The organism is Nonomuraea sp. NPDC059007 (assembly GCF_042740555.1).
Classification (GTDB): domain Bacteria; phylum Actinomycetota; class Actinomycetes; order Streptosporangiales; family Streptosporangiaceae; genus Nonomuraea.
In genome coordinates this window covers 1-24703 of sequence record NZ_JBHYJD010000028.1, presented here as the reverse complement: position 1 = coordinate 24703, position 24703 = coordinate 1, and the positions used below count along the sequence as shown (strand labels likewise).

15 protein-coding genes are annotated in these 24703 nt (G+C 73.4%); 3 read left to right on the top strand and 12 right to left on the bottom strand.

Annotated features, from left to right (window positions below; all coding sequences use genetic code 11):
• Position 1: 1 nt before the first annotated feature.
• The 7 genes from ACFWY5_RS36180 to ACFWY5_RS36150 form a co-directional block, all read right to left on the bottom strand.
• A complete protein-coding gene (locus tag ACFWY5_RS36180) occupies positions 2–208 on the bottom strand; it encodes an MbtH family protein (protein ID WP_379617420.1) in 207 nt (68 codons plus the stop codon).
• Entirely contained in the window at positions 205–11754 is an 11550-nt protein-coding gene (locus ACFWY5_RS36175; protein WP_379637360.1) for an amino acid adenylation domain-containing protein, read from the bottom strand. Before ACFWY5_RS36175 ends, ACFWY5_RS36180 begins: the two co-directional genes overlap by 4 nt.
• Complete coding sequence (locus ACFWY5_RS36170; protein WP_379637358.1) at positions 11751–14747, bottom strand: amino acid adenylation domain-containing protein; 2997 nt, start codon at positions 14745–14747, stop codon at positions 11751–11753. The genes ACFWY5_RS36175 and ACFWY5_RS36170 overlap by 4 nt, the downstream gene beginning before the upstream one ends.
• Positions 14744–16030, bottom strand: a complete 1287-nt coding sequence (locus ACFWY5_RS36165; protein ID WP_379637356.1) for a lysine N(6)-hydroxylase/L-ornithine N(5)-oxygenase family protein — start codon at positions 16028–16030, stop codon at positions 14744–14746. The genes ACFWY5_RS36170 and ACFWY5_RS36165 overlap by 4 nt, the downstream gene beginning before the upstream one ends.
• On the bottom strand, positions 16024–16596 hold the full coding sequence (locus tag ACFWY5_RS36160; protein ID WP_379637354.1) for a GNAT family N-acetyltransferase: 573 nt from the start codon (positions 16594–16596) through the stop codon (positions 16024–16026). The genes ACFWY5_RS36165 and ACFWY5_RS36160 overlap by 7 nt, the downstream gene beginning before the upstream one ends.
• 242 nt (positions 16597–16838) lie before the next feature.
• Positions 16839–17948 (bottom strand): glycosyltransferase, encoded by a 1110-nt coding sequence (locus tag ACFWY5_RS36155; protein ID WP_379617430.1) that lies wholly within the window; start codon positions 17946–17948, stop codon positions 16839–16841.
• Positions 17949–18043: 95 nt separating this feature from the next.
• Positions 18044–19870 carry a SpoIIE family protein phosphatase gene (locus ACFWY5_RS36150; protein WP_379617432.1) on the bottom strand — a complete coding sequence of 609 codons (1827 nt, stop codon included), beginning with the start codon at positions 19868–19870 and terminating at the stop codon, positions 18044–18046.
• Positions 19871–19930: 60 nt separating this feature from the next.
• Here ACFWY5_RS36150 and ACFWY5_RS36145 point away from each other — a divergent pair, with 60 nt between their 5' ends.
• Positions 19931–20629 (top strand): ANTAR domain-containing response regulator, encoded by a 699-nt coding sequence (locus ACFWY5_RS36145; protein ID WP_379617434.1) that lies wholly within the window; start codon positions 19931–19933, stop codon positions 20627–20629.
• Here the strand turns inward: ACFWY5_RS36145 and ACFWY5_RS36140 are convergent.
• Positions 20626–20955: an anti-sigma factor antagonist gene (locus tag ACFWY5_RS36140; protein ID WP_379617436.1), complete on the bottom strand. Its 330-nt coding sequence runs from the start codon at positions 20953–20955 to the stop codon at positions 20626–20628. The two genes, ACFWY5_RS36145 and ACFWY5_RS36140, sit on opposite strands and share 4 nt — an antisense overlap.
• 175 nt (positions 20956–21130) lie before the next feature.
• On the opposite strand from ACFWY5_RS36140, the gene ACFWY5_RS36135 reads away from it, so the two are divergent.
• Together ACFWY5_RS36135 and ACFWY5_RS36130 are read left to right on the top strand one after the other, a co-directional pair.
• Positions 21131–21901: a SigB/SigF/SigG family RNA polymerase sigma factor gene (locus tag ACFWY5_RS36135; protein ID WP_379617438.1), complete on the top strand. Its 771-nt coding sequence runs from the start codon at positions 21131–21133 to the stop codon at positions 21899–21901.
• A 72-nt stretch (positions 21902–21973) separates the two neighbouring features.
• Positions 21974–22348, top strand: a complete 375-nt coding sequence (locus tag ACFWY5_RS36130; RefSeq protein ID WP_379637351.1) for an ATP-binding protein — start codon at positions 21974–21976, stop codon at positions 22346–22348.
• Positions 22349–22400: 52 nt separating this feature from the next.
• Here ACFWY5_RS36130 and ACFWY5_RS36125 read toward each other — a convergent pair whose 3' ends face one another.
• Genes ACFWY5_RS36125 through ACFWY5_RS36110 form a run of 4 tightly spaced genes read right to left on the bottom strand, consistent with a single transcriptional unit; the run spans position 22401 to position 24222 of the window.
• Positions 22401–22598 (bottom strand): hypothetical protein, encoded by a 198-nt coding sequence (locus ACFWY5_RS36125; RefSeq protein WP_379617442.1) that lies wholly within the window; start codon positions 22596–22598, stop codon positions 22401–22403.
• Positions 22599–22604: 6 nt separating this feature from the next.
• Positions 22605–23186, bottom strand: a complete 582-nt coding sequence (locus ACFWY5_RS36120) for a hypothetical protein (RefSeq protein WP_379637349.1) — start codon at positions 23184–23186, stop codon at positions 22605–22607.
• Positions 23179–23742, bottom strand: a complete 564-nt coding sequence (locus ACFWY5_RS36115; protein WP_379617446.1) for a hypothetical protein — start codon at positions 23740–23742, stop codon at positions 23179–23181. The genes ACFWY5_RS36120 and ACFWY5_RS36115 overlap by 8 nt, the downstream gene beginning before the upstream one ends.
• 57 nt (positions 23743–23799) lie before the next feature.
• A complete protein-coding gene (locus tag ACFWY5_RS36110; RefSeq protein ID WP_379637347.1) occupies positions 23800–24222 on the bottom strand; it encodes a hypothetical protein in 423 nt (140 codons plus the stop codon).
• Between the last annotated feature and the right edge of the window lie 481 nt (positions 24223–24703).

Genomic DNA, 24703 nt, shown 5'->3' with positions numbered 1-24703 from the left:
GTCAATCCATGGCGCGGATGAGGCTGGCCGGGCGCATGTCCTTCCAGGACTCCTCCACGTACTCCAGGCAGGCGTCGCGGCCCGCCGGGCCGTACGCCTGGGTCCACCCGGCGGGGGCGGGCAGGCGCTGCGGCCACAGGGCGTGCTGGTTCTCGTCGTTGACGAGGACCACGTACACGCCGTCGGCGTCCTCGAACGGGTTGGTCATCGCAGTCTCTCCTTCATGATCGCGGCGATCCGGGCCAGGGGCTCCGGGTCGGCCAGTTCGTAGTGCTCGCAGTCGATCTCGTGCTCGTCGATGGCGCCGGTGACGAAGGGGCGCCAGCGGGCGGCGTCCAGCGTGGTACCGGCCTTGTCGGCGGTCGCGGTGACGAACAGCAGGTCACCCTCGAACACCGGGTGCGCGCCCGGCCTGATGAGGTTCTCGGCGTTCACCGCGACGTCGATCATGGCGCCGACCGTGGCCTCGTCCAGCTCCGCCAGCAGCCCGCCGCGCCTCCTGAGCGTGGCGACGACCTCGCGCCGGTCGACGCGCCGGACGGGCTCGGGCAGTCCGGCGACGCGCAGCAGGAAGCGCAGCGCGTCCTGCTCATTGTCGCCGGTCTCCGGCTCTTCGCCAGGGCCCAGCGGGTAGGAGTCGAGCATGGCGAGGAGGTCGACGTGTTCGCCGCGCCGTACCAGCTCGGCGGCCATCGCGTGGGCGACCACCCCGCCGAACGACCAGCCCATCAGGCGGTAGGGACCGCTGGGCTGGACCTCGCGGATCCGCTCGACGTAGTCGGCCGCCATGGCCTCAAGCGTCCCGGGCAGCGGGTACGGCCCCGCCGGCCCGCGTGCCTGCACCCCGTAGACGGGGCCGTCCATGAGCCCGGCCAGCCCCATGAAGCACCAGGCCAGCCCGAACAGCGGATGCACGCAGAACAGCGGCGGCCCGTCCCCGCCGGTCCGGATCGGCAGCAGCGCGTCGAGCGCCCCGCCTTCCCGGGCTCCGGGGGCGGCGAGCCTGGCGGCCAGACCGGCGGGGGTGGGGGCCTCGAACAGGTCCCGGATCGTGACCGGGGTGCCGAGTTCCGCGCCGATCCGGTTGACGAGCTTGGCGGCCAGCAGCGAGTGGCCGCCGAGCTCGAAGAAGTTCCCCTCGTGGTCCGGGACGGCTCCGCCCAGCGCCTCGGCGAACAGCCCGGCCAGCCGTTCCGCCACGGCCGCATCATGATCGCCGGGCACGAGTGCGTCGGGACGCGCGAAGGCGGACCCAAGTGCGTCCGGACAGGCCAAGGCGGACCCAAGTGCGTCGGGGCGGAGGAAGGCGGGTGGGCCGGGCAGGAGGGCCGATAGGCGGGCGGACGGGTCGGCGGCGGCGCTGGTCAGGAGGGTGGCCAGGGCGTCGGCGAGCGCCTCGGCGCGCTGCCGGGTGAACAGGTCGGTCCGGTACTCGATCACCCCGGAGCCGTCCTCCCCCACGGCGACGGCCAGGTCGAACTTGGCCGTGCCCGTCCCCGCGCCGGTGGGCTCGACGTCGAGGCCGGGCAGCGGTTCGAGCGGCGGCTGGGCCGCATGGTGGGCGATCATGACCTGGAAGAGCGGGTGCCAGGCGAGTGTCCTGGCCGGAGCGGTCTCGCGGACGACCCGGTCGAAGGGCAGGTCGGCGTGCTCCAGCGCGGCGAGGTCGGTCTCGCGGACCCGTTCCAGGAGTTCCAGGAAGGTCGGATCGCCGCCGGTGTCGGCCCGCAACACCACCGTGTTCACGAAAAATCCGACCAAATCCGCCAATGCCTCGTCCGGGCGGCCCGCCACCGGCGTGCCCAGCGGGATGTCCGTCCCCGACCCCAGCCGGGTCAGCAACGCCGCCACCGCCGCGTGCACCACCATGAACGGCGTCACCCCGCTCCCCCGCGCCAGCCCGAGCAGGCCGTCCGCGTCGACCGCGAAGGCGACGGAGTCCCCTTCCGGCGAGGCGACGGGCGGGCGCGGCAGGTCGTGGGGCAGCGGCAGGCGGTCCGGGGCCCCGTCGAGCGCGGCCCGCCAGAAGGCGAGCTGCCGCGTGGCGAGCTCGGTGGGGGCGTCCTCGTCGCCGAGCAGGTCGCGCTGCCACAGCGTGTAGTCGGCGTACTGCGCCACGAGCGGCTCGGTGTCCGGCGCCCGTCCCCGCAGCCGCGCCGCGTAGGCGGCGGACAGATCCGCCCACAGCGGGCCGACGGACCACTCGTCGCTGGCGATGTGGTGCAGCACCAGCAGCAGTTCGTGCTCGTCGCCGCCCACCGCCCGCGCCCACACCCGGATCGGCAGCTCGGCCGTCAGGTCGAAGGGCCGCTCGGGCTCGCCTTCCCCGTCGCGCACGACCAGCCGCCGCCGTGCCTCGCCGGAGTCCAGGATCAGCTGGTACGGCTCGCCGTCCCGCTCCCCGATCAGCGTCCGGAGCGCCTCGTGCCTGGCCACCACGTCGCCGAGCGCCGCTTGAAGGACGTCGTGGTCCAGCGGCCCGCGTACCCGGACCGCGAACGGCACGTTGTAGGTGGCCGTGGCGCCTTCCAGTTCCTGAAGGAACCACAGCCGCCGCTGCGCCGCCGACAGCGGGACGACGTCCGGCCGCTCCGCCCGGACCACCGGCGGCCTGCCGTGGTCCTGAACGGCGCCGGACGCGTGCCGGGCCAGGGCCGCGACCGTGGGAGCCTCGAAGACCGTCCTGACCGTGGTGGCGGCGCCGAACTCGGTGGCGACGCGCCCGGCCAGGCGTACGGCCAGCAGGGAGTGGCCGCCCAGGTGGAAGAAGTCGTCCAGCGCGCCCACCGAGGGCACGGCGAGCACGTCGGCGAAGATCTCCGCCATCCGGGTCTCGACCGGCCCCCGCGGCTCCCGGCGCAGCGCCGTGGCCGCACGGCGGGTGGCCACGGAGCGCGCCCGGGAGGCGGAGCCGTGTGACGACAGGCCAGACTCGCCCGGGGGGAGGCCCGGGTCGCCCGGGGGGAGGTCCAGTTCGGCCAGGCGCAGGCCGGGCTCCGCGGCCACCTGTTCCAGCAGCGCGGCCAGCGCCGCGGCCAGGGCCTCGCCGGGCAGTCCTTCCCGGTACTCGACCAGCACGTCGATCTCCTCGGCCGTCTCGGTGAAGGCGAAGGCGAGGTCGAACTTGGCCTCCTGCCCGGTGTCCGGCTCCTCCACGGCGAGCGCGGTCTCCAGGGCGTGCTGATAGGCGATCATGATCTGGAAGAGCGGGTGCCGTCCCGGCGCGCGTTCCGGATTGACGGCCTCGACGACCAGGTCGAACGGCACGTCGGCATGGTCGAAGGCGGCCAGGTCGCTCTCCCGCACCCGCTCCAGCAGCTCCAGGAACGAAGGGTCGCCGTCGAGGTCGGCCCGCAACACCACCGTGTTCACGAAAAATCCGACCAAGTCCGCCAGGGCCTCGTCCGACCGGCCCGCCACCGGCGTGCCCAGCGGAATGTCCGTCCCGGCACCGAGCCGCGCCAGCAGGGAAGCCACCGCCGCGTGCACCACCATGAACGTGGTCACTCCGGCCCGCCGCGCCAGCCCCCGCAGCCCGTCCGCGCCGAGCCGGAAGCCCACCGACCCACCGTCACCGGCCGAGTGCGGCAGTGCGATCTCCTCGGGCATCCCGTCCAGCGCCCGCCGCCAGAACGCGAGACCACGTCCCAGCATCCCGTCCGGATCGCCGGGCGCCCCGAGCGCCCGCCGTTCCCAGAGCGCGTAGTCGGCGTACTGCACGGGCAGCGGCGCGAACTCCGGCGCACGCCCGGCGAGCCGCGCCTCATAAGCAAATGAGAGATCGCGCAGCAGCGGCCCCATCGACCACTCGTCGGCGGCGATGTGGTGCAGTACAAGCAGCACCTCACCATCGGCAGGCAAGCAGGCCCGGATCGGCAGCTCAGCGGCCAGATCGAAGGGCGCGCCGGGGTCCACCTCCCCCACGGCGAACCGCCGCAGCGCCTCCCGCACCCCCAGCACCACCTGGTACGGCTCGCCGTCCCGCTCCCCGATCACCGTCCGCAGCACCTCGTGCCTGGCCACCAGGTCCCGCAGCGCCTCCAGCGCGGCCGGGGCGTCGCCCAGCCGTACCCGGATCGGAATGTTGTAGGCCGCGGAGGCCCCTTCCATCCGCTGCAGGAACCACAGCCGCCGCTGCGCCGACGACAACGGCACCGGCGACGGCCGGGTGGCGGGGACGAGCGCGGGGCGGGCGCCCGCGGTGCCGAGGTGCTGGAGCGTGGCGGCCAGCGCGGCGGGCGTGGAGGCGCCGAACAGCGTCCCCAGCGGCAGCTCGGTGCCGAAGCGGGCGCGGATCCTGGCGGCCAGCCGTACCGCGAGCAGGGAGTGGCCGCCCAGGTGGAAGAAGTCGTCGTCGATGCCCACGCGGGCCGGCCCGAGCAGGTCGGCGAAGATCTCGCACAGCGCCCGCTCGGCGGCCGTGCGCGGAGCGCGCGCGGCCACGGCGGCGCCGCCGGACGGAGCCGGCAGGGCCTTGCGGTCCACCTTGCCGTTGACCATGAGCGGGAGCGCGGGCAGCGTGACGTAGGCGGCGGGGACCATGTGGGCGGGCAGCCGGGCGGCCACGTGGGCCCGCAGCTCCGCCGGGTCGTCCCGGGCGCCGGTGACATAGGCGACCAGGCGGGTGTCGCCGGGGGCGTACTCGTGCGCGGTGACGACGGCCTCGCGCACGCCGGGGCACGACAGCAGGACCGACTCCACCTCGCCCGGCTCGATGCGGAACCCGCGGATCTTGATCTGGCCGTCGGCCCGTCCGCCGAACTCCACGGCCCCGTCGTGCCGCCAGCGGGCCAGGTCGCCGGTGCGGTACATGCGCTCGCCCGGCTTGCCGAACGGGTCGGGCACGAACCGCTCGGACGTCAGCCCCGGCCGGTCGAGGTAGCCGCGGGCGAGACCGGCTCCGCCCACGTACAGCTCGCCGGTGACGCCGGGAGGCGCCGGGCGCAGCCGCTCGTCCAGGATGTAGACGCGTTTGCCCACGTCGGGGCGGCCGATGGGGACGCTGGTCAGGTTCTCCAGGTCTCCCGCGGCCTCCCAGAGCGTGGAGTTGACCATGGCCTCGGTGGGGCCGTAGGCGTCGAAGAGGCGGTGCCGGTCCGTCCAGCGGCGGACGAGTTCGGGGGTCACGGTCTCGGTGCCGACCAGCAGCGTCGAGCCCTCGGGCAGCAGGCAGTCCGGGGGCAGTGCCGACAGCAGCGCGGGCGGCAGGGCCAGGTGGGTGACGCGGTGCTCGTTGACGTAGCCGGTCAGCTCGGGCCCGGCCACGCGCCGTTCGGCGGGCACGATGACCAGCGTGGCGCCGGTGCACAACGACATGGTCATCTCCCAGAACGCCACGTCGAAGCTGATCGAGGCGAACTGCAGCACCCGGCTGCCCGGCCCGACGCCGAAGCGTTCGACGGCGGTGGCGACGAGCTGCCGCACACCCGCGTGCTCCAGGACGACGCCCTTGGGCCGCCCGGTGGAGCCCGAGGTGAAGATCACGTACGCGGGGTTGTGCGGCAGCGGCGGCACGGGCGTGCCGGACCCGTCCTCGCCGGGATGCACGACCGGCACCGGCCCTTCCGGCAGGCTGTCCGGGGTGGCCAGCACCAGCACGGGCGCGGCGTCCTGGAGCATCATGGCGATCCGCTCGGCCGGATAGGCCGTGTCGATCGGCAGGTACGCGGCTCCCGCCTTGGCGATGGCCAGCACCCCGGCGACCTGGCCGATCCCGCGGGGCAGCGCGAGCGCGACCACCCGTTCGGGACCGGCGCCCCGGGCGGCCAGCGTGCCGGCGAGCCGGTCGGTGAGCGCGTCGAGCTCGGCGTAGGTGAGCGAGTCGTCCGCGCAGACGACGGCGACGGCGTCCGGGGTGGCGGCGGCCTGGGCGCGGAACAGTTCGGGCACGGTGGCGGGCGGGCCGTCGGCGGCCTCGCCGTCCCCCGTGGCCAGCACCTCGCGCAGTTCGTCGTCGGACATGAGCTCCAGGTCGCCGAGCCGGGTGGCGGGGTCGGCGGCGACCTGGGCGAGCAGCCTGGTGAGGTATCCGGCCAGGCGGCGCACGGTGTCCTCGCGGAACAGCCCGGTGCGGTACTCGATCAGCCCGGCCAGGCCACCGTCCGTCTCGGTGAAGGCGAAGGTGAGCGGGAACTTGGCGCTCGCGTGCCCGACCGGCTCCTCGGTGACCGTGATCCCGGGCAGGCGCAGCCGCGCGGACTCGCCGCTCTGGTGGGCGACCATGACCTCGAACAGGTCCCTGCCCGAGGCGTTGACAGCCTCGACGACCTGGTCGAAGGGGGTGTCGGCATGGTCGAAGGCGGCCAGATCGCTCTCCCGCACCCGCTCCAGCAACTCCAGGAAGGTCGGGTCGCCGTCGAGGTCGGCCCGCAACACCACCGTGTTCACGAAAAATCCGACCAAGTCCGCCAAGGCCTCGTCCGACCGGCCCGCCACCGGGGTACCGAGCGGGATGTCCGTCCCGGCACCGAGCCGCGCCAGCAGGGAAGCCACCGCCGCGTGCACCACCATGAAGGCGGTGGCGCCGGCCCGCCGCGCCAGGGCGGCCAGCCCGTCGCGTACCCCGGCGGGCACCGCGAACTCCACCGTGCCGCCCCGCCGGTCGCCGGCCCGCGGCCGGTCGGTGGGCAGTTCGACGCGGTCGGGCAGCCCGGCCAGCGCCTGGGTCCAGAAGTCCAGGTCGACGGGGCGGTCCGCCTGCCAGAGCGCGTAGTCGGCGTACTGCACCGTCAGCGGCGCGAACTCCGGCTCGTTCCCCTCCAGCCGCGCCGCGTAGGCCAGCGACAGATCGTCCAGCAGCGGCCCCATCGACCACTCGTCCCCGGCGATGTGGTGCAGCACCAGCAGCAGCACGTGCTCGTCCGGCCCGTCCGCGCGCAGCCACGCCCGGATCGGCAGCTCTGCGGCCAGGTCGAAGGCATGGCCGGGATCGCCCGCCCCGTCGAGCACCGCGAACGGCGCCGCGTCGAGTATCACCTGGTACGGCAGGCCGTCCTCCTCGCCGACCAGCGTGCGCAGCGCCTCGTGCCTGGCCACCACGTCGCCCAGCGCCTCCCGGAGCGCCCCGGCCCGGAGCGGCCCGCGCAGGCGTAGCGAGATCGGGATGTTGTAGGTGTCGGACGGCCCTTCCAGCCGGTGCAGGAACCACAACCGGCGCTGCGCGTGCGACAGCGGCACCCGTTCCGGCCTGACCGCGGGCACCGGCCCCGGGTCGCGGGCGGCGACGAGCCGCCCGGCCAGCCCGGCGGCGGTCGGATGCCGGAAGACCTCCCGTAGCGCGACCTCGGCGCCGAGCGCCGCCCTGATCCGGCTCACCAGCTTGACCGCGAGCAGGGAGTGGCCGCCGAGCCGGAAGAAGTCGTCGTGCGCGCCCACGTGGGGCACGTCGAGCACCTCGGCGAACAGGCGGGCGAGGGTCCGCGCCTCAGGGGTGTCCGGCGCCTCGCCGCCGCCGGGGACGGCCGCGGGGAGCGCGGCGGAGTCCATGGCCGTGACCGCGAGCTCGCCGATCGGCCGATCGGGCGCGGCCACGACCTGCTCCAGCACGTTCGCCAGCCGCTCGGCCAGTCCGTGGGCGGTGGCGGCGCCGAACACGTCGGCGCGGTACTCGACCTGCCCGGCCAGTCCGTCGCCGGTCTCGGTGAAGGCGAAGGTGAGGTCGAACTTGGCGACGTCCAGCCCGATGTCCCGGGCGGTGGTCTCGGCGGCGTGCTGGTAGGCGATCATGACCTGGAAGAGCGGGTGCCGTCCCTGGGCGCGTTCCGGTCTGACGGCCTCGACGACCAGGTCGAACGGCACGTCGGCATGGTCGAAGGCGGCCAGGTCGCTCTCCCGCACCCGTTCCAGGAGTTCCAGGAAGGTCGGGTCGCCGCCGGTGTCGGCCCGCAAAACCACCGTGTTCACGAAAAATCCGACCAAATCGGCTAGGGCTTCGTCCGGCCGGCCCGCCACCGGCGTACCCAGCGCAATATCGGTGCCCGACCCCAGCCGGGTCAGCAACGCCGCCACCGCCGCGTGCACCACCATGAACGTGGTCACACCGGCCCGCCGCGCCAGCGCGTCCAGGCCGTCGGCGTCGAGGCGGAAGTCCACGCTTCCTCCCCGCCACGACATCTCCGCGGGCCAGGGCCGGTCCACCGGCAGCTCGATCGCCGCCGGCGCGCCGTCGAGCGCGTGCCGCCAGTAGGCGAGCTGCCGCGCGAGCGGGCTGGCCGGGTCGTCGGCCGCGCCCAGCCAGCGCCGCTGCCACAACGCGTAGTCGGCGTACTGCACCGGCAGCGGCACGAACTCAGGCGCGTTTCCCGCCAGCCGCGCCGCGTACGCGAGCGACAGATCGTCCAGCAGCGGGCGCATCGACCACTCGTCCCCGGCGATGTGGTGCAGCACCAGCAGCAGCCGCCGCCCGTCCGCCCAGGCCCGGATCGGCAGGTCCGCCGCCAGGTCGAAGGGCGCCGCGGGATCGCCCTCCCCGTCCCGCACGGCCAGCCGCCGCAGTGCCTCGGCGCAGTCCAGGATCACCTGGTACGGCTCGCCGTCCGCCTGCCCGATCACCGTGCGCAGCGCCTCGTGCCTGGCCACCACGTCCCCGAGCGCCGCGCGCATGGGGCCGGGCTCGATCGGGTCGTCCAGCATCAGGGTCGCCGGCATGGCGTAGGTGGCCGACGGGCCTTCCAGCTGCTGCTGGAACCACAGGCGGCGCTGGGCGTGCGACAGCGGCAGCCGTTCCGGACGATCCAGCGCGACCAGCGCGGGACGCTCGCCCGACGGCCCCAGCCGGCCCGCGAGCCCGGCCACGGTCGGCGCGTCGAACACCGCGCGCACCCGCACCGTGGCGCCCAGCTCGGCCCGAATCCTGCTGACCAGGCGGGCGGCCAGCAGCGAGTGCCCGCCCAGCGCGAAGAAGTCGTCATCGACCCCGGCCCGATCGAGGCCGAGCACGTCGGCGAACAGCTCGCACAGCCGCCGCTCGACGGCGTCCCTGGGCTCGCGCCCCGCCGCCGTCGCGGACCCGCCGGGCGCCGGGAGCGCCTGCCGGTCCACCTTGCCGTTGGGCAGCAGGGGCAGCCCGTCCAGGAGCACGAAGGCGGCGGGCACCATGTACGCGGGCAGCCGCGCCTCCAGATGGCCGCGCAGCTCCCGCTCGTCCACGCCGTCGCGGGCGGGCACCGCGTAGGCCACGAGGCGGCGCTCGCCCGGCCGGTCCCGCCGGACCGTCACCACGGCGTGGGCCAGCCCGGGGTGCCCGGCCAGGACGGACTCCACCTCGCCCGGCTCCACCCGGAACCCGCGGATCTTCACCTGGTCGTCGGCCCGTCCGGCGAACTCCAGCACGCCGTCCTCCCGCCAGCGGGCCAGGTCGCCCGTGCGGTACATGCGCTCTCCGCGCGGCCCGAACGGGCAGGGCACGAAGCGTTCCGCGGTGAGCCCGGCCCGGCCGAGGTAGCCGCGGGCCAGCCCGGCGCCCGCCACGTACAGCTCGCCCGTCACCCCGGCGGGCACCGGCCGCAGCCGGGCGTCGAGCACGTACACGCGGTGACCGGCGACGGGCGCGGCGCTGCCGTCCTCGCGCCGCTGGTAGGCGTCGACCGCGCACTCGGTCGGGCCGTAGAGGTCGCGGGCGACGAGGCCGGGGGTCGCGCGCAGGCGGCGCCACAGCGGCTCGGCGACGGCCTCGCCGCCGACGGCCACGACGGCGGGCCGGTGGCGTCCCTCGCCGAACAGCCCGGCGGCCAGCAGCGGCGGCAGGTAGGAGGGGGTGACGTCGACGTAGTCGAGGCGGGCGCGCGCGGTGTAGGCGGCGAGCAGCTCGGGGTCCTGGCAGGTCTCCTCGTCCAGGACGTGCAGTTCGTGACCGGCCAGCATCCACAGCAGCGGGTCGAGGGAGGCGTCGAACGAGAACGACGCCGCGTGTCCCACCCGCAGCCGCCGCCCGCCCACCGCCGCCTCGGCGCGGGCGATGGCGTCGCCGCGGTGCGACTCCAGCAGGTTGGCGACGGCGGCGTTCGGCACGCTCACGCCCTTGGGCGTCCCGGTGGAGCCGGAGGTGTAGATGACATAGGCCGGATGCGCGGGCAGGCACGGCCGGACCGGCACCACCGGATCCTGGCCGGGGCCGGCGGTGAGGTCCGGCGGGTCGGTGATCACCAGCGCGGGGCGGGCGTCGGACAGCATGTGGGCGAGGCGGTCGGCGGGATAGCGCGGGTCGAGCGGCAGGTACGCGGCGCCCGCCCGCCAGACGCCCAGCACGGCCGCGACCATCCCGATGCCACGCGGCAACTGCAGGGCGACCACGTCCTCGGCGCCGATGCCGCGGGCGGCCAGCGTTCCGGCCAGCCGGTTGGCGGCGGCGTCCAGTTCGGCGAAGGTGAGGGCGGCGCCGTCCGGGCCGACGACCGCGACCGCGCCGGGGGTGGCGCCGACCTGAGCGCGGAACACCTCGGCGAGCGTCGCCGGCGGCGCGGCCGGGCGGGTGCCGGACCAGGTGGTGAGGATCGTGGCGCGTTCGGCGGCGGGGAGCAGGTCGAGTTCGCCCACGGGCCGGTCGGGGTCCTCGGCCATCCGGGTCAGGGCCTGGACGAAGTAGCCCATGATCCGCTCGATCGCCGCGGGCTCGAAGGCGTCCTCGCGGTAGGACAGCTCGACGCGCAGCCGTTCGCCGGGGCGCACGCAGACCGTGAGCGGGTAGTGCGTGGCGTCGCGCTCGGCGGCGGCGGCGACCACCAGGCCCCGCGCGCCGCCGAGCCCGCCGGTCGGGTGGTTCTCGAACAGCAGCAACGTGTCGAACAGCCCGCCCGCCTGGATCTCGGCGAGGCTCACGTGGAACAGCCCGTTCAGCGCCGCCTGCCCGGCCCTGAGCCCGGACAGCTGCTCGCCGGCCGGGGCGTCCGGCCGCAGCCGTACCCGGACCGGGACCGTGTTGATGAACAGTCCCGTCATCCGGTCCACGCCGGGCAGCTCGGGCGGGCGGCCGGAGACGGTGGTGCCGAACACCACGTCGTCGCGGCCGGTCAGCGTGCCCAGCACGAGCGCCCAGGCGGTCTGCGCGACCATGTTCAGCGTGCCCGCGCGCTCGCGGGCCAGCGTGCCGAGCCGCGCGGTCAGGTCCGCGGGCAGCTCGGTGACCAGCTCCCGCACCGCTCCGCCGCTCCTGCCCCCCGCGAGGTGGGTGGGGCCGGGCAGGCCGTTCAGGTGCTCGCGCCAGGCCGTGATCGCCGCCTGCCGGTCCTGCGCGGCCAGCCAGGTCAGATAGTCGCGGTACGGCACGGCCGCCGGTGGCTCGGCGCCGCCGTACAGGTCGATGAGCTCGCGCAGCAGCAGGGTCAGGGACCAGCCGTCGAGCAGCAGGTGGTGGTTGGTGACCAGCAGGCGGTGCCGTTCCGGCGCCAGCCGCAGCAGGACGAAGCGCAGCAGCGGCGGCGCGGTCAGGTCGAAGCGCGCGGCCCGCTCGCGGGCGCTGACCAGCTCCGCCTCGGACTCCGGCCGTCCGGTCAGGTCCTCCTCGCGCCACGGCACGGCGGCCGTGGCGGCGATCACCTGGACGGGCTCGCCGTTCCTGCGGTGGGTGAAGGCGGCGCGCAGGTTGTCGTGCCTGCGCACCAGCTCCTCGGCCGCCTGCCGCAGCGCGGCGGCGTCGAGCGGGCCGCGCAGGTCAAGGGCGGTGTGCACGACGTACGGGTCGGCCTCGTCGCCCAGGGCGTGGAAGAGCAGGCCTTCCTGCAGAGGGGTCAGTGGCCAGACGTCCTGGACACGGCTCAACGGAGCATCTCCTCGAAGTCGTGAAGTTCGTCCTGGCCGAGGGCGACCAGGGGTTCCGGGCGGGCCAGCCCGCCGAGCGCAGCGAACCAGCTCGCGGCCAGCTCGCGCACCGCCCGCTCGTCCATGGACGCCCAGGTGAACGTGGCGTCCAGGCGCGGGCCCGCGGGCGTCTCCACCACGGCGGCGTCGATCGTCAGCTCATGGGCGGGCCGCAGGCCCTCGTCGGCGGCGTCGGCCAGCGCGCCGGGCTCGGTGATCATGGCCCAGCCGGCTGCGGACTCGGTGAAGCGGCCCAGGTAGTTGACGCAGATCCTGGGGTGCGGCAGGCCGTCCAGTTCGGGGGAACGGTTCAGGTGGCGCAGGAGGCCGTACCCGATGCCCTTGCGCGGCACGGCGGCCAGCTGCTCGGTGACCCGCGCCAGCGTACGGCCCGCCGTGGGCCCGCCCGCCACGAGGTCGTCCCAGGCGGGGTGGCCCGGGTCGAGCCGGACCGGGAACATGCTGGTGAACCAGCCGACGGTGCGCGAGAGGTCGGCGTGCTCGTCCTCACGCCCGTGCCCCTCCAGCTCCAGCAGTACGGCGCCGCCGTCGCCGGCCCGCGCCAGCGCTGCCGCGAGGCCGGTGAGCAGGAGCTCGGCGGTACCCGTCCGCCCCAGATCGGCCTCCAGCGTGAGCGTCAGCCGTCCCGCGATCCCGCGCGTGCCGGGTGCGTCCGGTGCCGTGCCGGTGAGTGTCGTGATCCAGTGGGGCAGTTCGTCCGGGCGGCCGTGCTCGGGCAGATTTGTGGCCCAGCGCCGGAAGGACCCGGATCTGGGCAGGGTCGCGCCGTCGTAGGCGCGGGCGAGGTCTTCGGCCAGGATGCGCCAGGAGACGCCGTCGATCACCAGGTGGTGGGCGACAAGGCGCAGGACGCGTGCCTGCGGCGACCACACGGCCTGGAGCATCACGCCCTCACGGGGGGCCAGCCGCTTCCTGGCCGCCTCCGCGTCCCCGGCCAGGTCGTCCCCTTCCCCGGCCAGGTCGTCCGCTTTCCCGGCCAGGTTGTCCGCTTTCCCGGTGGCGCGGCGCAGGATCGTGCTCGCCCGGACGGTTCCGGGGGGCGGTACCTCCAGGTGATCGTCCACCAGGCGGGCACGCAGCAGGTCGTGGTGGTCGAGAACGGCCTGCAGGGCCCCGGTGAGACGGCCGGCGTCCACGTCGGCGGGCAGGCGCAGGGCCACCGACTGGCTGAACCCGTCGATGGGCCCGCCGCGCTCCAGGAGCCTGCGCATGATCGGGGTGGCCGGGACGGTGCCGAGGGCCTGCTCGGGAGGTTCCTCGACGACGCCCGCGCGGGCCGCGGCGGCCAGCGCGCGTACGGTGCCGAGCTCCAGCACCTGACCGGCCGTCAGCGCCAGGTTCTCCAGGCGGGCCCGGCCGACCAGGCTCAGCGCCAGGATGCTGTCCCCGCCCAGCCGGAAGAAGTCGTCACCGGCGCCCACCTCGGGCAGCCCGAGCACCTCGGCGAACAACCGGGCCAGCGTGCGCTCGGCCGCGGTGGCGGGGGCTTCGCCGCCGGTCTCGCGTTGGGGCTCGGGCAGGGCGGCGCGGTCGAGCTTGCCGTTCACGGTCACGGGCAGTTCCGCGATGGCGACGAACGCCGACGGCACGAGGTGAGCGGGCAACCGCTCCGCCAGAAACTCCCGCCAAAGCTCGATATTTCCCGAAAAACCGGCCTCTGGGATGACATAGGCGACCAGCTGAACGCCACCGGGAGCCGTGCGGGGGACCACCACGGCGTGGCGGACACCCGGGCACTCGGCCAGCACCGTGGCGATCTCGCCGGGCTCCACCCGGAGCCCCCGGATCTTCACCTGATCGTCGGTCCGCCCCAGGTACTCGATCGCGCCGTCGTCCCGCAGCCGCGCCAGATCACCGGTCCGGTACATGCGGCCGGGCCCGAACGGGTCGGGCACGAACCGTTCGGCGGTCAGCCCAGGACGCCCCAGATAGCCGCGCGCCAGTTGCGCACCGGCGATGTACAGCTCCCCTTCCGAGCCTTCCGCGGCCGGGCGCAGATCCGGGTCGAGGATGCGGATCGCGGTGTTCCAAACAGGCCGCCCGATCGGCACCGGGCCCGCCGCACCAGGCCGGCAGGCCCACGAGGTGACGTCCACCGCCGCCTCCGTGGGCCCGTACAGGTTGTGCAGCCGCTCGCCGAGCACCCGGTGGAACTCGGCCGCCAGGTCGGCGGGCAGTTCCTCGCCGCTGCAGACGACCCGCCGCAGCGAGACGCACTCCCGCGCCCCCGGCTCGGCCAGGAACGCCCGCAGCATGGACGGCACGAAGTGCACCGTGGTGATCCGCTCGCGCCGGATGAGCGCCGCCAGGTACGCCGGATCGCGATGCCCGCCGGGATCGGCCAGGACCAGCGTGGCCCCGGCGATCAGCGGCCAGAAGAACTCCCACACCGACACGTCGAAGCTGGAGGGCGTCTTCTGCAGGACGCGGTCGTCCGGCTTCAGCCCGTACTCGTCCTGCATCCAGAGCAGCCGGTTGACGATCGCCTCGTGCGTGATCACCGCGCCCTTGGGCCGCCCGGTCGAGCCGGAGGTGTAGATCACGTAGGCGGGGTTGCGCGGGTCCGTCCGCACGCCGGGCGCCGCCGTACCGGCGGAAAGGTCCACGTCAGAGGGGCGCAGCGTCACGACGGGGCGGGCGTCGGCGAGCATGAACTCCACCCGGTGCGCCGGATACTCCGGATCCACCGGCAGGTACGCGGCGCCCGTCTTCAGCACGGCCACCAGCGCCACCACGAGTTCGAGCGAGCGCGGCAGCGACACCGCGACGATCCGCTCCGGCCCCGCTCCGCGCGCCGCCAGCCGGGCCGCCAGCGCGCTCGCCGCCCGGTCCAGCTCGGCGTAGGTGAGCGAGGCGGGCCCGTGGCGCACGGCCTCCGTACCGGGAGCGGCCGCGATCCGGCTCTCGATGAGTTCCAGCAGCGAGTCGGTCACCGGGCCGGCTCCTCCACCTCGGACCGGGCGTGGGCGCGCAGCGACCGCAGGATCTCCCCCGCCCGCACGGCCGTGGTCGACAGCAGCGTGGAGGTGATGCCGTGCGTGTGCTCGGTCGCGCCCTGCAGGTAGATGCCGCAGCGCAGCTCGGGCGCGGTCTCCACGCGGTGGTCGCGGCCCACCCTGAGCCCGCCGTCCTCCTCGCGCAGGCAGTACTCGCCCGCCGCGCCGAGCAGGTCAAGCGGGTCGGTCGGCCGGTAGCCGGTGGCGTACACGACGGCGTCGGCGCGCAGCGTCTCGGCCTCGCCCGTGACCAGCGACCGCACGCCGACCGACACCCCGGAGCGGTGGGTCTCCAGGCCGGCGGCCCGGCACATGTTCAGGATCCGCAGCCGCGGGCGGCCGGCGACCTTCTCCTGGTAGATGCGCCGGTAGAGCTCCTGCAGCAGGTCGAGGTCGACGACGGAGTAGTTCGTGTTGCCGTGGTAGTCCAGCAGCATGCGCTTGACGTCGCCGGGCGCCTCGAAGAAGTGGTCGACGGCGGCCGGGTCGAAGATCGCGTTGGCGAAGGGGCTGTCGTCGGCGGGGCTGTAGCCGTACCGGGAGAAGACCGCGCAGATCTCGGCGGAGGGGAAGCGGCTGTGCAGGTGCTCGACGACCTCGGCCGCGCTCTGCCCGGCCCCCACGACCACGAACCTGCGCGGGTACGGCTCGGCGAACCCCTCCAGCCGGCTCAGCAGTTCCTGGCTGTGCCAGACCCGGTCACCGGCGATGACGCCCTCGGGCAGGACCGGCCGCAGCCCGGCGGCGATGGCGACGCTGCGCGCGCGGTGGGTGACCAGCTCGCCGTCGGCCCGGCTGACGATGTCGAGGCAGTGCGCCACGCCGTCGCGGACGACCGGGTCGACGGTGATGACCTCGGTCCCGTAGCGGGCGACGTGCTCGAAGCGGCCGGCCACCCACTCCAGGTAGTCGTGGAACTCGAGCCGGGTCGGGTACATGGTCTTCTGGTTGATGAACTCGGCCAGCCGGCCCTTGTCGTGCAGATATCCGACGAAGCTGTGAGGGCTGGCCGGGTTGCGCATCGTGACCAGGTCTTTCAGGAACGACACCTGCATGGTGGCGCCGTCGATGAGCATGCCGCGGTGCCAGCCGAAGGACTCCTGCTTCTCGAGGAAGATCGCGTCGAGGCCCGCGCCCTCCGGCTCGTTCAGGGCGATGGCCAGGGCCAGGTTGGAGGGGCCGAAACCGATCCCCACCAGGTCGTGGACCGAGTTCACCATGTGGGGAGATCCCCCTCGTCGCGCGGGCGGACCATGAGAGCGGCGATCTTGTGCGGCATCGTGACCTCGCCGGCGCGGTGGAACCCGGCGGCGGTGAAGGCGCGGATGGAGGCCGTGTTGAGGATGTTCGGCTCGGCGACCACGCGGGTGCAGGAGTCGTCGGCGGCCAGCAGGCCGTCGGCGACGGTACGCAGCAGGTCGCGGCCGAGGCCCCTGCCGATGTTGCCCGGAGCGCCGATGGCGATGTGCACGCCGAGGTCGCCGGGGCGGTGGGGGTAGAGCGGGGCGAGGCGGTCGCGCGCGACCCGGTAGATCTCCAGGTAGGCGACCGGGTCGCCGCTGAGATGGGCCAGGCAGGGGCGGGAGTGATCGCCGCCGAGCTGCCTGGCGAGTTCCGCGCTCCAGCGCTCGAGCGGCCAGGCCTGGTCCCAGGCGGTGGCCACGTGCGGCTCGTTCATCCACGTGTGGACGATCTCGGCGTCACCCGCTTGTGGATCCACCGGGGTGACCTGCCATCTGACGCCCGTCACGGGCAGCGGCGGCGGCCCTATGAGGTCCTTCAGCACGCTTACCACTCCAAAGGTTAGGCTCGCCTTACTGAACTTAGGCAAGGCATGCCTAAATAAACATCAGTTGCGAAGCCTGTCAACGACGGAAAAATCACGTGTGAAGCCCCTAGACAGGCCATATCCCACCTGACATGGACAATCGCCATCGCAGGGGCCGTTAAGGCCGCGTTTCGGCCCGTCCGGAACATGTGGACGGCGCCGCCGGGGTCTCCGGGCGGCGCCGCCGTACAGCTGAGTGATCATGCGCGGACGAGAGCGTCCTCGTAGACCCGCAGGAGCTCCTGGCCGATGCGTTCCCACGAGTAGCGGGAGCGGACGCGGTCGGCGCCCGCATAGCCGAGGGCGGTGCGCAGCGTGATGTCCGTCAGCAGCGTGCGGGCCAGCCGCGCGGTACGGGCGGGGCGGTCCGGCGGGACCAGCATGCCGGTGACACCGTCCACCACCGAGTCGAGGTGGGCGCCGACGGCCGAGGCGATCACCGGGACGCCGCAGGCCATGGCCTCCAGGGCGACGACGCCGCTGGGCGCCTCGCGCGGCAGCGTGATCACCGCGTCGGCGCTGCGCATCAGGCGCGGCACCTGCGCGCGCGGCACCCGGCCGAGCAGGCGTACGCGGTCGCCGACCCCCAGGTTGGCGGCCAGGTCGGTCAGGCGGCGCGCCTCGCGGTCGGTGTCCAGGTCGGCGGGGTCGGGGCCGCCGGCGATGACGAGTTCGACGTCGGGGATCGCGCTCAGCGCGCGCACGGCCGTGTGGGCGCCCATGCCGGGCGTGAGCGAGCCGACGTGCAGGATGCGCTTGCGGGTGCCGCGGGCGGCGACCGCGCCCAGGCGGCGGAACCTGCTGACGTCGACGCCCGCGGGGATCACCGCGATGCTGCGGCGCGGCACGCCCAGCCGGATGAGCGCCGACTCCTCGTCGCCGGAACCGGCGATGACGGCGCTGGCGCGGCGGCCGAGCGCCTGCTCCAGCTTCAGGTGCGTGGTTTCGGACGGGTGCAGCGTCTGCGTCACCGGCACGCCCAGTCCTTCGGAGCCGGCCACGGCGGCCAGGCCCGTCGTCCAGGAGTGGGCGTGGATGACGTCGGGCCGCTCGGCGCTCCACCTGCGCATCAGGTAGCGGCCGAGCTCGGGCAGATAGGAGACGACGTCGTCGGCGGGCAGGTCACGGGCCGGCCCGGCGTCGATGTGCTCAATGGTGACGCCCTGCGTGAGCCGGGTGCGCTGCTTGGGCTCGGCGCTGGTGCGGCGACTGTAGATGGTGACCCGGTGGTCGTGTCCGAGCTCACGGGCGGCGGCGAGAAGATGACGACGCTGGTTGCCGGTGGTCGAAGCGACAATGGCGATATTCATGGCACACCTCAGCGATAGCGCGTTCAAGGTGTGCCTGCGTCTTAGGCACGCGATCTACGCCCCTATGTCTACCCTGTTTCGCCCCGATCGCAAACCTATGCAGGTCGGAAGGCCAGGATCACGATCTCGTCCCACACCTGGCCGCCGGAGAAGGCGTGCCGGTCGTCCTCGATCGCCTTGGCCACCGTCGCGGGCGGGCGGCCCGCGTGCCGGCCGAGCACGTCGGCCAGCCGTTCCTCCCCGTACGGCTCGCCGCGCTCGTTCCTGGAGGAGACCAGCCCGTCGGAGTAGAGCACCAGCGTCTGCCCCGAGGCCAGCGTCAGCTCCTCGCTCGCGGTCTCCGCCACCGGCGCGATGCCCAGCGGCACCCCGCCCCCCGAGACGAAGCGGACCGAGCCGTCGGCCGAGACCAGCGCCGCCGGATGGTGACCCGCCGAGGACAGGGTCAGGCGGCGGCCGTTCACGAAGCCGGCCAGCGCCATCACGAACATCCCGCCACCCTGCGCCACCATGGCCTCGTTGACCCGCCTGACCACCTGGTCGGGATCCTTCTCCCACACGCTGAGCACGCGCAGCCCGCCCTTGACCATGGCGCTGACCGACGCGGCCTCCTCACCCTTGCCCGCCGCGCCGCCGAGCGCGAAGCCCCAGCCGGTGGAGACCGGGAAGACGTCGTAGAACTCGGCGCCGACCGAGGCGCCCTGGTGGTAGATCGCCGCCGCCTCGAAGCCGGGCGTCTCGGGGATCGTGCGCGGCACCACGCTCGCGGTGAGCGCGTCGGCCGCCCGCGAACTGCTCTGGAAGCTGCGCTGGGCGCGCACGGCCAGCCCGAGCTGGACGCCGACCTGCTCCATCAGGCCGAGGTCGCCGAGCGTGAACGGTGCCCGGTTGTGCGTCCTGACCAGCGTCAGCGCCCCCTCCCCCGGGCCGATCGGCACGCACATCACCGACACGGCGCCCATCGCCGTCAGCAGCGGCCCGCCGGCGTACGTGCCGAGCACCGCCTCGTCGTCGACCATCTCGTGCAGGACGCCGGTCGCCTGCTCCATCACCTGGGCCACCAGCGGACCGGCCAGCGGGTCGGCGCGTTCCACCTCCCGGGCCAGCTCGCCGACGGGCTCGTCCTTGGGCGCGAGCACCGTCGTACGGCGGGCCACACCGTCGCGGACGACGTCGGCGATCACCCAGTCGGCCCAGTCGGCGGCCAGCAGCCTGGCGGCGCGGGCCAGGGCGACCGGGCGGCGCAGGCTCTCCTCGTCCAGCAGGATGCGGGCCGTCTCGGCCAGCAGTTCCTGCCGGCGGGCCGCGGCCATGAGCAGGGCGGCGTCGGGGCGGGCGGCGGCGGGGGCGGCGCCGTACCCCTGAATCTGAAGCTCGGTGGGCAGCGCGACGGCGGCGACCAGCGGCTGCGGCTCGCCCGGCAGGGTGAGCCTGGTGAGCACGAGCTGGACGGTGTGCGTACGGCCCTGGTGGCTCAGACGTGTCTCGAACGTGGCAGACTGCCCGGTCTGGAGCACGGAGGTCAGATGCGAGCGGAACGCCGCCCGGCGCGAGGTCTCCACCAGCAGCGGGAACGAGCGTCCCACCAGGTAGCCGTCGGGGCTGCCGAGCACCCGGGAGGTTTCGGCGTTGATCCGCCTGATCACCGCGCCGCCGTCGAGGACGAACACCGGGACGGGAAAGACGCGCAGCACCTGCCGCAGAAGTTTGAGCTCACGCTGCGCGCCGCTCTTGGCGCCCTGTTTGGGCGTCTGGCGGAGTTGTTTGCGGGCCTCGGCGAGCAGTTCGAGCGCGGTGTCGAGCTCGGCGAGGGCGGCGTCCAGTGTCTCACCCGCCTGATCGGGGTAGGCGGTCCTGGCCGTGCGGAGGGACGACACCCGCTCCGTCAGCGAGTCGAGGGCGCGTTCGAGCGGGGTCGTCATGACGCCGACGCTACGCCATCAGGGATTAAGACGGCCATATAGGGAAGGTTCCCACTCGTTATGGACACCATGGTGCTGGCCCGCGAGCTTGCGACTCTCGGGCGTCTGGACAACGAGAACTCGACCGAGAGCGTGCTGCGGGGCCTGACCAACGCGGTCGCGGCGGGGGTGCCCGGCTGCTCCGGCGGCTCGGCCGAGCAGTGGCAGGGCGAGCGCGTGCTCGTCGCCAGCTCCCACAGCGAGCTGATCAGCCTCGTCGAGGGCGAGCGGGAGCTCGGCGTGGGCCCGAGCGTCGAGGCGCGGCGCACCGGCAGCCCGGTCAGCGCCCCCGACCTGCTGCGCGAGCCCCGCTGGCCGGAGTACGCGGGGCTGGCGGTCGGCTGGGGGGTGCGCTCGGTGCTGGCCCTGCCCATCAGGGTCGACCCGGTCCTGCTGGTGGTCGTCCTCTACGCGGTACGGCCCGGCGTCCTGCCCGGCCACGACGCCCACGCCCTGGCCGGCATGCTGACCGAGCAGGTCGGCGTGGCCATGGCCAACCTGTGGGACTTCGAGCAGGTACGCACCGACGCCGCGCAGATGCAGGAGGCGCTGGCCGGCCGGGCGATCATCGACCAGGCCAAGGGGATCATCATGAAGTCGAGCGGCTGCTCGGCCGAGGCCGCGTTCGAGGAGCTGCGCCGTATCTCCCAGCACCACCAGATCAAGGTCGCCGACCTCGCCAAGCTGCTGGTGGAGGAGCACAGCAGCAACAACGGCTAAGCGAGGGCGCTCTTGGCTTCCTCCAGCGTGTCGTAGAGCGGCAGCCGGCTGGCCAGCCCGGTGATCCACATCACCTTCGCGGTGCTGTACCGCACGCCGATCAGCGCGAAGCGGGAACCGGCCTCAAGGCTGGTCTGCCACTGGTGAACGACCAGGCCCAGCGCGCGCGAGTCCATGAACGTGACGCCGGACAGGTCCAGGACAAGGTCGGAACCGGCGGCCGACAGGTAGTCGGCGAACTGATCGCGGGTGGTGGCGTCGAGGACACCGTCCACCCGGATCACCGTCAGCCCGTCCTGCGGCGAGGACGTCAGGGTCAGTGTCACGAGGCAACCTTACTGTCACCCGAGAAGGGTGGAATACTTCCGGCGAAAGTGGGGATACTGATCCTCGAAGTCCAGCAGAGGGCTTCCGTCTGCAACGCTGTGAGGCGTGCCTCTGCCTGGGCTTTTTCGCTTTTCGGGCGGACGGCCGTTCCATGGCTTGGACCAAGGAGCAGCTATGGCTGTGAAGGAATACGCCCTCGAAGAGCTGACCGCTGAACAGCTCTTGGCCGAGACGACCGAGCCGGACACCCCCGACAGCGTCAAGGAGCGGCTGCGCGAACGCATCGTCGAGATGCACCGCCCGCTCGCCATGGAGATCGCCCGCCGCTACCGCTACCGGGGCGAACCCATCGAGGACCTTCTCCAAGCCGCGTACGTCGGCCTCATGAAGGCCGTCAACGGCTTCGATCCCACGCTGGGCCACGCCTTCAGGGGCTACGCGGTGGTGACGATGACCGGTGAGGTCAAGCGGCACTTCCGCGACCGCACCTGGGCGATCCGGGTTCCGCGCGTGTACCAGGAGCGCCGTTCTGAGCTCAACCGCCTGGTCTCCGAGCTCAGCCAGGACCTGGGGCGCTCGCCCACGGTCGCCGAGCTGGCGGCCAAGATGAACATCAGCGAGGAGGACGTCCTGCTCACGCTCGACGCCTCCGCCGCGTACAGCACACTCTCGCTCGACGCGCCGCTCGGCAGCGACGACGACGCCGCTTCACTGGGCGACGTCATCCCGGAGACGGACGACTCGCTCAGCAAGCTCATCGACAGCGAGTCCGTCAAGCCGCTGATCGACGCGCTTCCGCACCGGGAGAAGAACATCCTGCTGCTGCGCTTCTTCGGTAATCTCACACAGGCGGAGATCGCGGCGGAGTTCGGCATCTCGCAGATGCACGTCTCCCGCATTCTCAGAAAGGTCCTCGACCAGTTGCGACAGGATCTCACCAGCTGATTGGCAGGCCATCGGGTGAACGGAGACACCGACCCGCGCACGAGGGCGTTCGGCCCCCCGCCGGGTGCCCCCGTGTCCGGGTTCGAGTTCACCCTGAGCGGCCTGCCCGAGGTCCGGTTCTTCGCCGAGGCGCAGGCCCGCGAGGCCGGACTGCACGACGACGAGGCGGGCGACCTCGTGCTCGCCGTCAACGAGGTCGCCACCAACGCCGTCACCCACGGTTCGCCCACCGCCCGGGTGCGCTCCTGGAGCGACGGCGGCGACCTGGTCATCGAGATCCACGACCGCGGCGTCTGGACGGACGAGGACTACGGCCGGACCCGTCCGGCGCCGAACGCCACCCGCGGCATGGGGCTGTGGGTGGCGCGGCTTCTGTCAGCGAGCGTGCAGATTCATCCTGACGAGGATGGGACGACGGTCGTTCTCCGCTTCGCGGGGAAAGGGTGACGCGCTGGTGCCGTCCTCCCGCCGCGAGCCGCGGCGGGAGTTCGTGTACGCGTCATCGCCTGCTACGGCCCCTCCAGGAGCCGGTGCCGCCGCGAATGCTGGCCGTACCGATGCCGGCCTGGTGAAGGGCCAGCAGGCACAGACCGAGCAGCATGAACGTGGTCCCGGTGATGCCGCCCGCGATCCTGGTGTTCAACAGGTCGAGCAGGAAGCCGAGGCCGAAAATGATCGCTGAGACGATGGCCAGCATGGGGGGTCACTTCCTCTCTGAGAACGCCATCAGGCGCTCCATGACGGACCGGTACTCGCGCAGGGCCAGGCGGAGCTGTTCGGTGTCCTGCTGGCTCTTCCAGCTCTCGCGCATCTCACCGGCCTGACGGGTGACGTCCTGCAGGAGCTCCTCCAGCAGGTCGTCGGCACGCTCCACGGCGGCCCTGGGATCGTCCACGAAGCCCGCCTGGACGTCGCGCCAGCGATCGGCTATCTGGCCTGCGCCGGCGTAGGCGCCGTCCCCGAACTCCTGACCGCTCCCCCGCGCCGTCTCGACGGCTGTGGGGTACGGCGGCGCCGGCGGCACGCTGTCGTCGGCCGGCAGGGTGTAGGGCTCACGGCTCCGGTCGGCCTCGTGTTCCTCGGTCGCCTCCACCGGGGCGGCTGAAGGCTGCGTGTCGTACACGGCCCTCGTGTCGTAGCCGTCGCGGGTGTCGTCGTTTCTGGTGTCGTCGTTTCTGGTGTCGTCGTTCGTGATGTCGTTGGGTGCGTTGTCGTTGGGTGCGTTGTCGTCGTCGCGCGGGGCGGGGACGAGCAGTTCGTCCTCGCGGCGCTCGTGGTCAGCCATCTCGTCGCCCTTCCCGGGTCGTCTCCTCCAGCAGCTCCTCGAACAGCGCGCGGTAGTGCACCATCGCCTGGCGGAGCTCCTCGGTCGAGGCCTCCTTGTGGGCGGCGCGCCCGCTGATCTGGTGGGCCTGCCGGTAGTGGTCGAGCGTCGCGGCGTGCGCGACCGACAGGTCGGCCAGCCGCTGCCCGTAGTCCTCCGTCGGGTAGCCGCGCTCGGCCATCACCGCGGTGACCAGCTGGTCCGCCTCGGTGACGGCGAAGCCGGGCGCGTCCACGAAGCGCTCCTGCACCTCGGTCCAGCGCCTGGCGTAGGCGTCGCGGGATTCGGGACTGAGCGGCCGGATGTCCAGTTCGGCGTGCCGCTGCTCACGTGCGAGCATGTCCTGCTCGGCTTCACGCCGGGTGTCGTGCTCGGACATGATGCGCTCATATTCGGGGCCGAACCGCGAGCGGAGCTTGCTCCGCCTCTGCTGCTGCAGTACCACGTAACCCACGGCGGCGATCGCCGCCAGGACGACCACGACAACGGCCACCCAGATCCACGTCTCGGCGGTCATCTCTCATCGCCTCCGGTCTGTTTGGTTGAGACCTTCGGCTGCCCTGAATGAGAGGGTTTATTCGCGGGCCAGAGCCTGTCTGGCGGCGGCGAGCACGGCCCCGACGTGCGAGACACCCGCGACCGGCACCTCCCTGAACCCTTCCGCCGGGTCGTAGGCCACGTCCAGGTCGTTGTCCACGAGCCGCTGCGCCCAGCGCAGGGCGGTGTTGAGCCGCTCCGGCTGGGGGGCTCTGCCCTGCGCGGCCGCCGACAGGTTCCGCAGGTTCGTGGCGGGGCCCGACTGGGTGTGCTCGCGCGCCACCTTCCACGGCAGGGCCGCCTTGTGGTCGAGCAGCCCCTTCACCAGCCCGGCCGAACGCTTGGCCTGCAGCACCCCGGACTCGCTGACCCCGAAGTGCCCGGCCAGCTCCGCCACACTGAGCCCCCGCGCGACGAGCCTCGTCAGCTCGTCCCGGTCAATCGTCGGCCTGCGCCCCAACCCCGCACCTCCGCTCGGCTGTGCGCCCAAGGCTATGACGTCCAGGGCCCGCAGGTGCGGATCCGGAACGTCGTACGGATTTGCCCCCTTTCCCCTACCCGCCTACCCGCCTACCCGCCTACCCGCCTGCCCGCCTGCCCATGGGACGCCCTGCCCCGAACCCGCCCCCTGCGCCGCACCACCCAGGCCCCGCCACCCGGCATCACCCGCACACCGGACCAGCCCAATCGGGATGCGGCCCACTTCCCCGCTGCGCCGGGCCAGTGGACCGGGCACCCCAGCGGGAAGCCGGTCGGCGGAGCGGCGGAGTGGCGGAGTGGCAGGCGACCTAGGGACGGGGCGGCACGCCCGTGGGGTGGGGGCGGCATGCCGGTGGGGTGGTGGGGTGGTGGGGCGGTGGGGTGGTGGGGCGGTGGGGTGGTGGGGCGGTGGGGGGTGGTGGTGGGGAAGCCTGGTGGGCTCCCCCGAGCCGGGCAGCCCC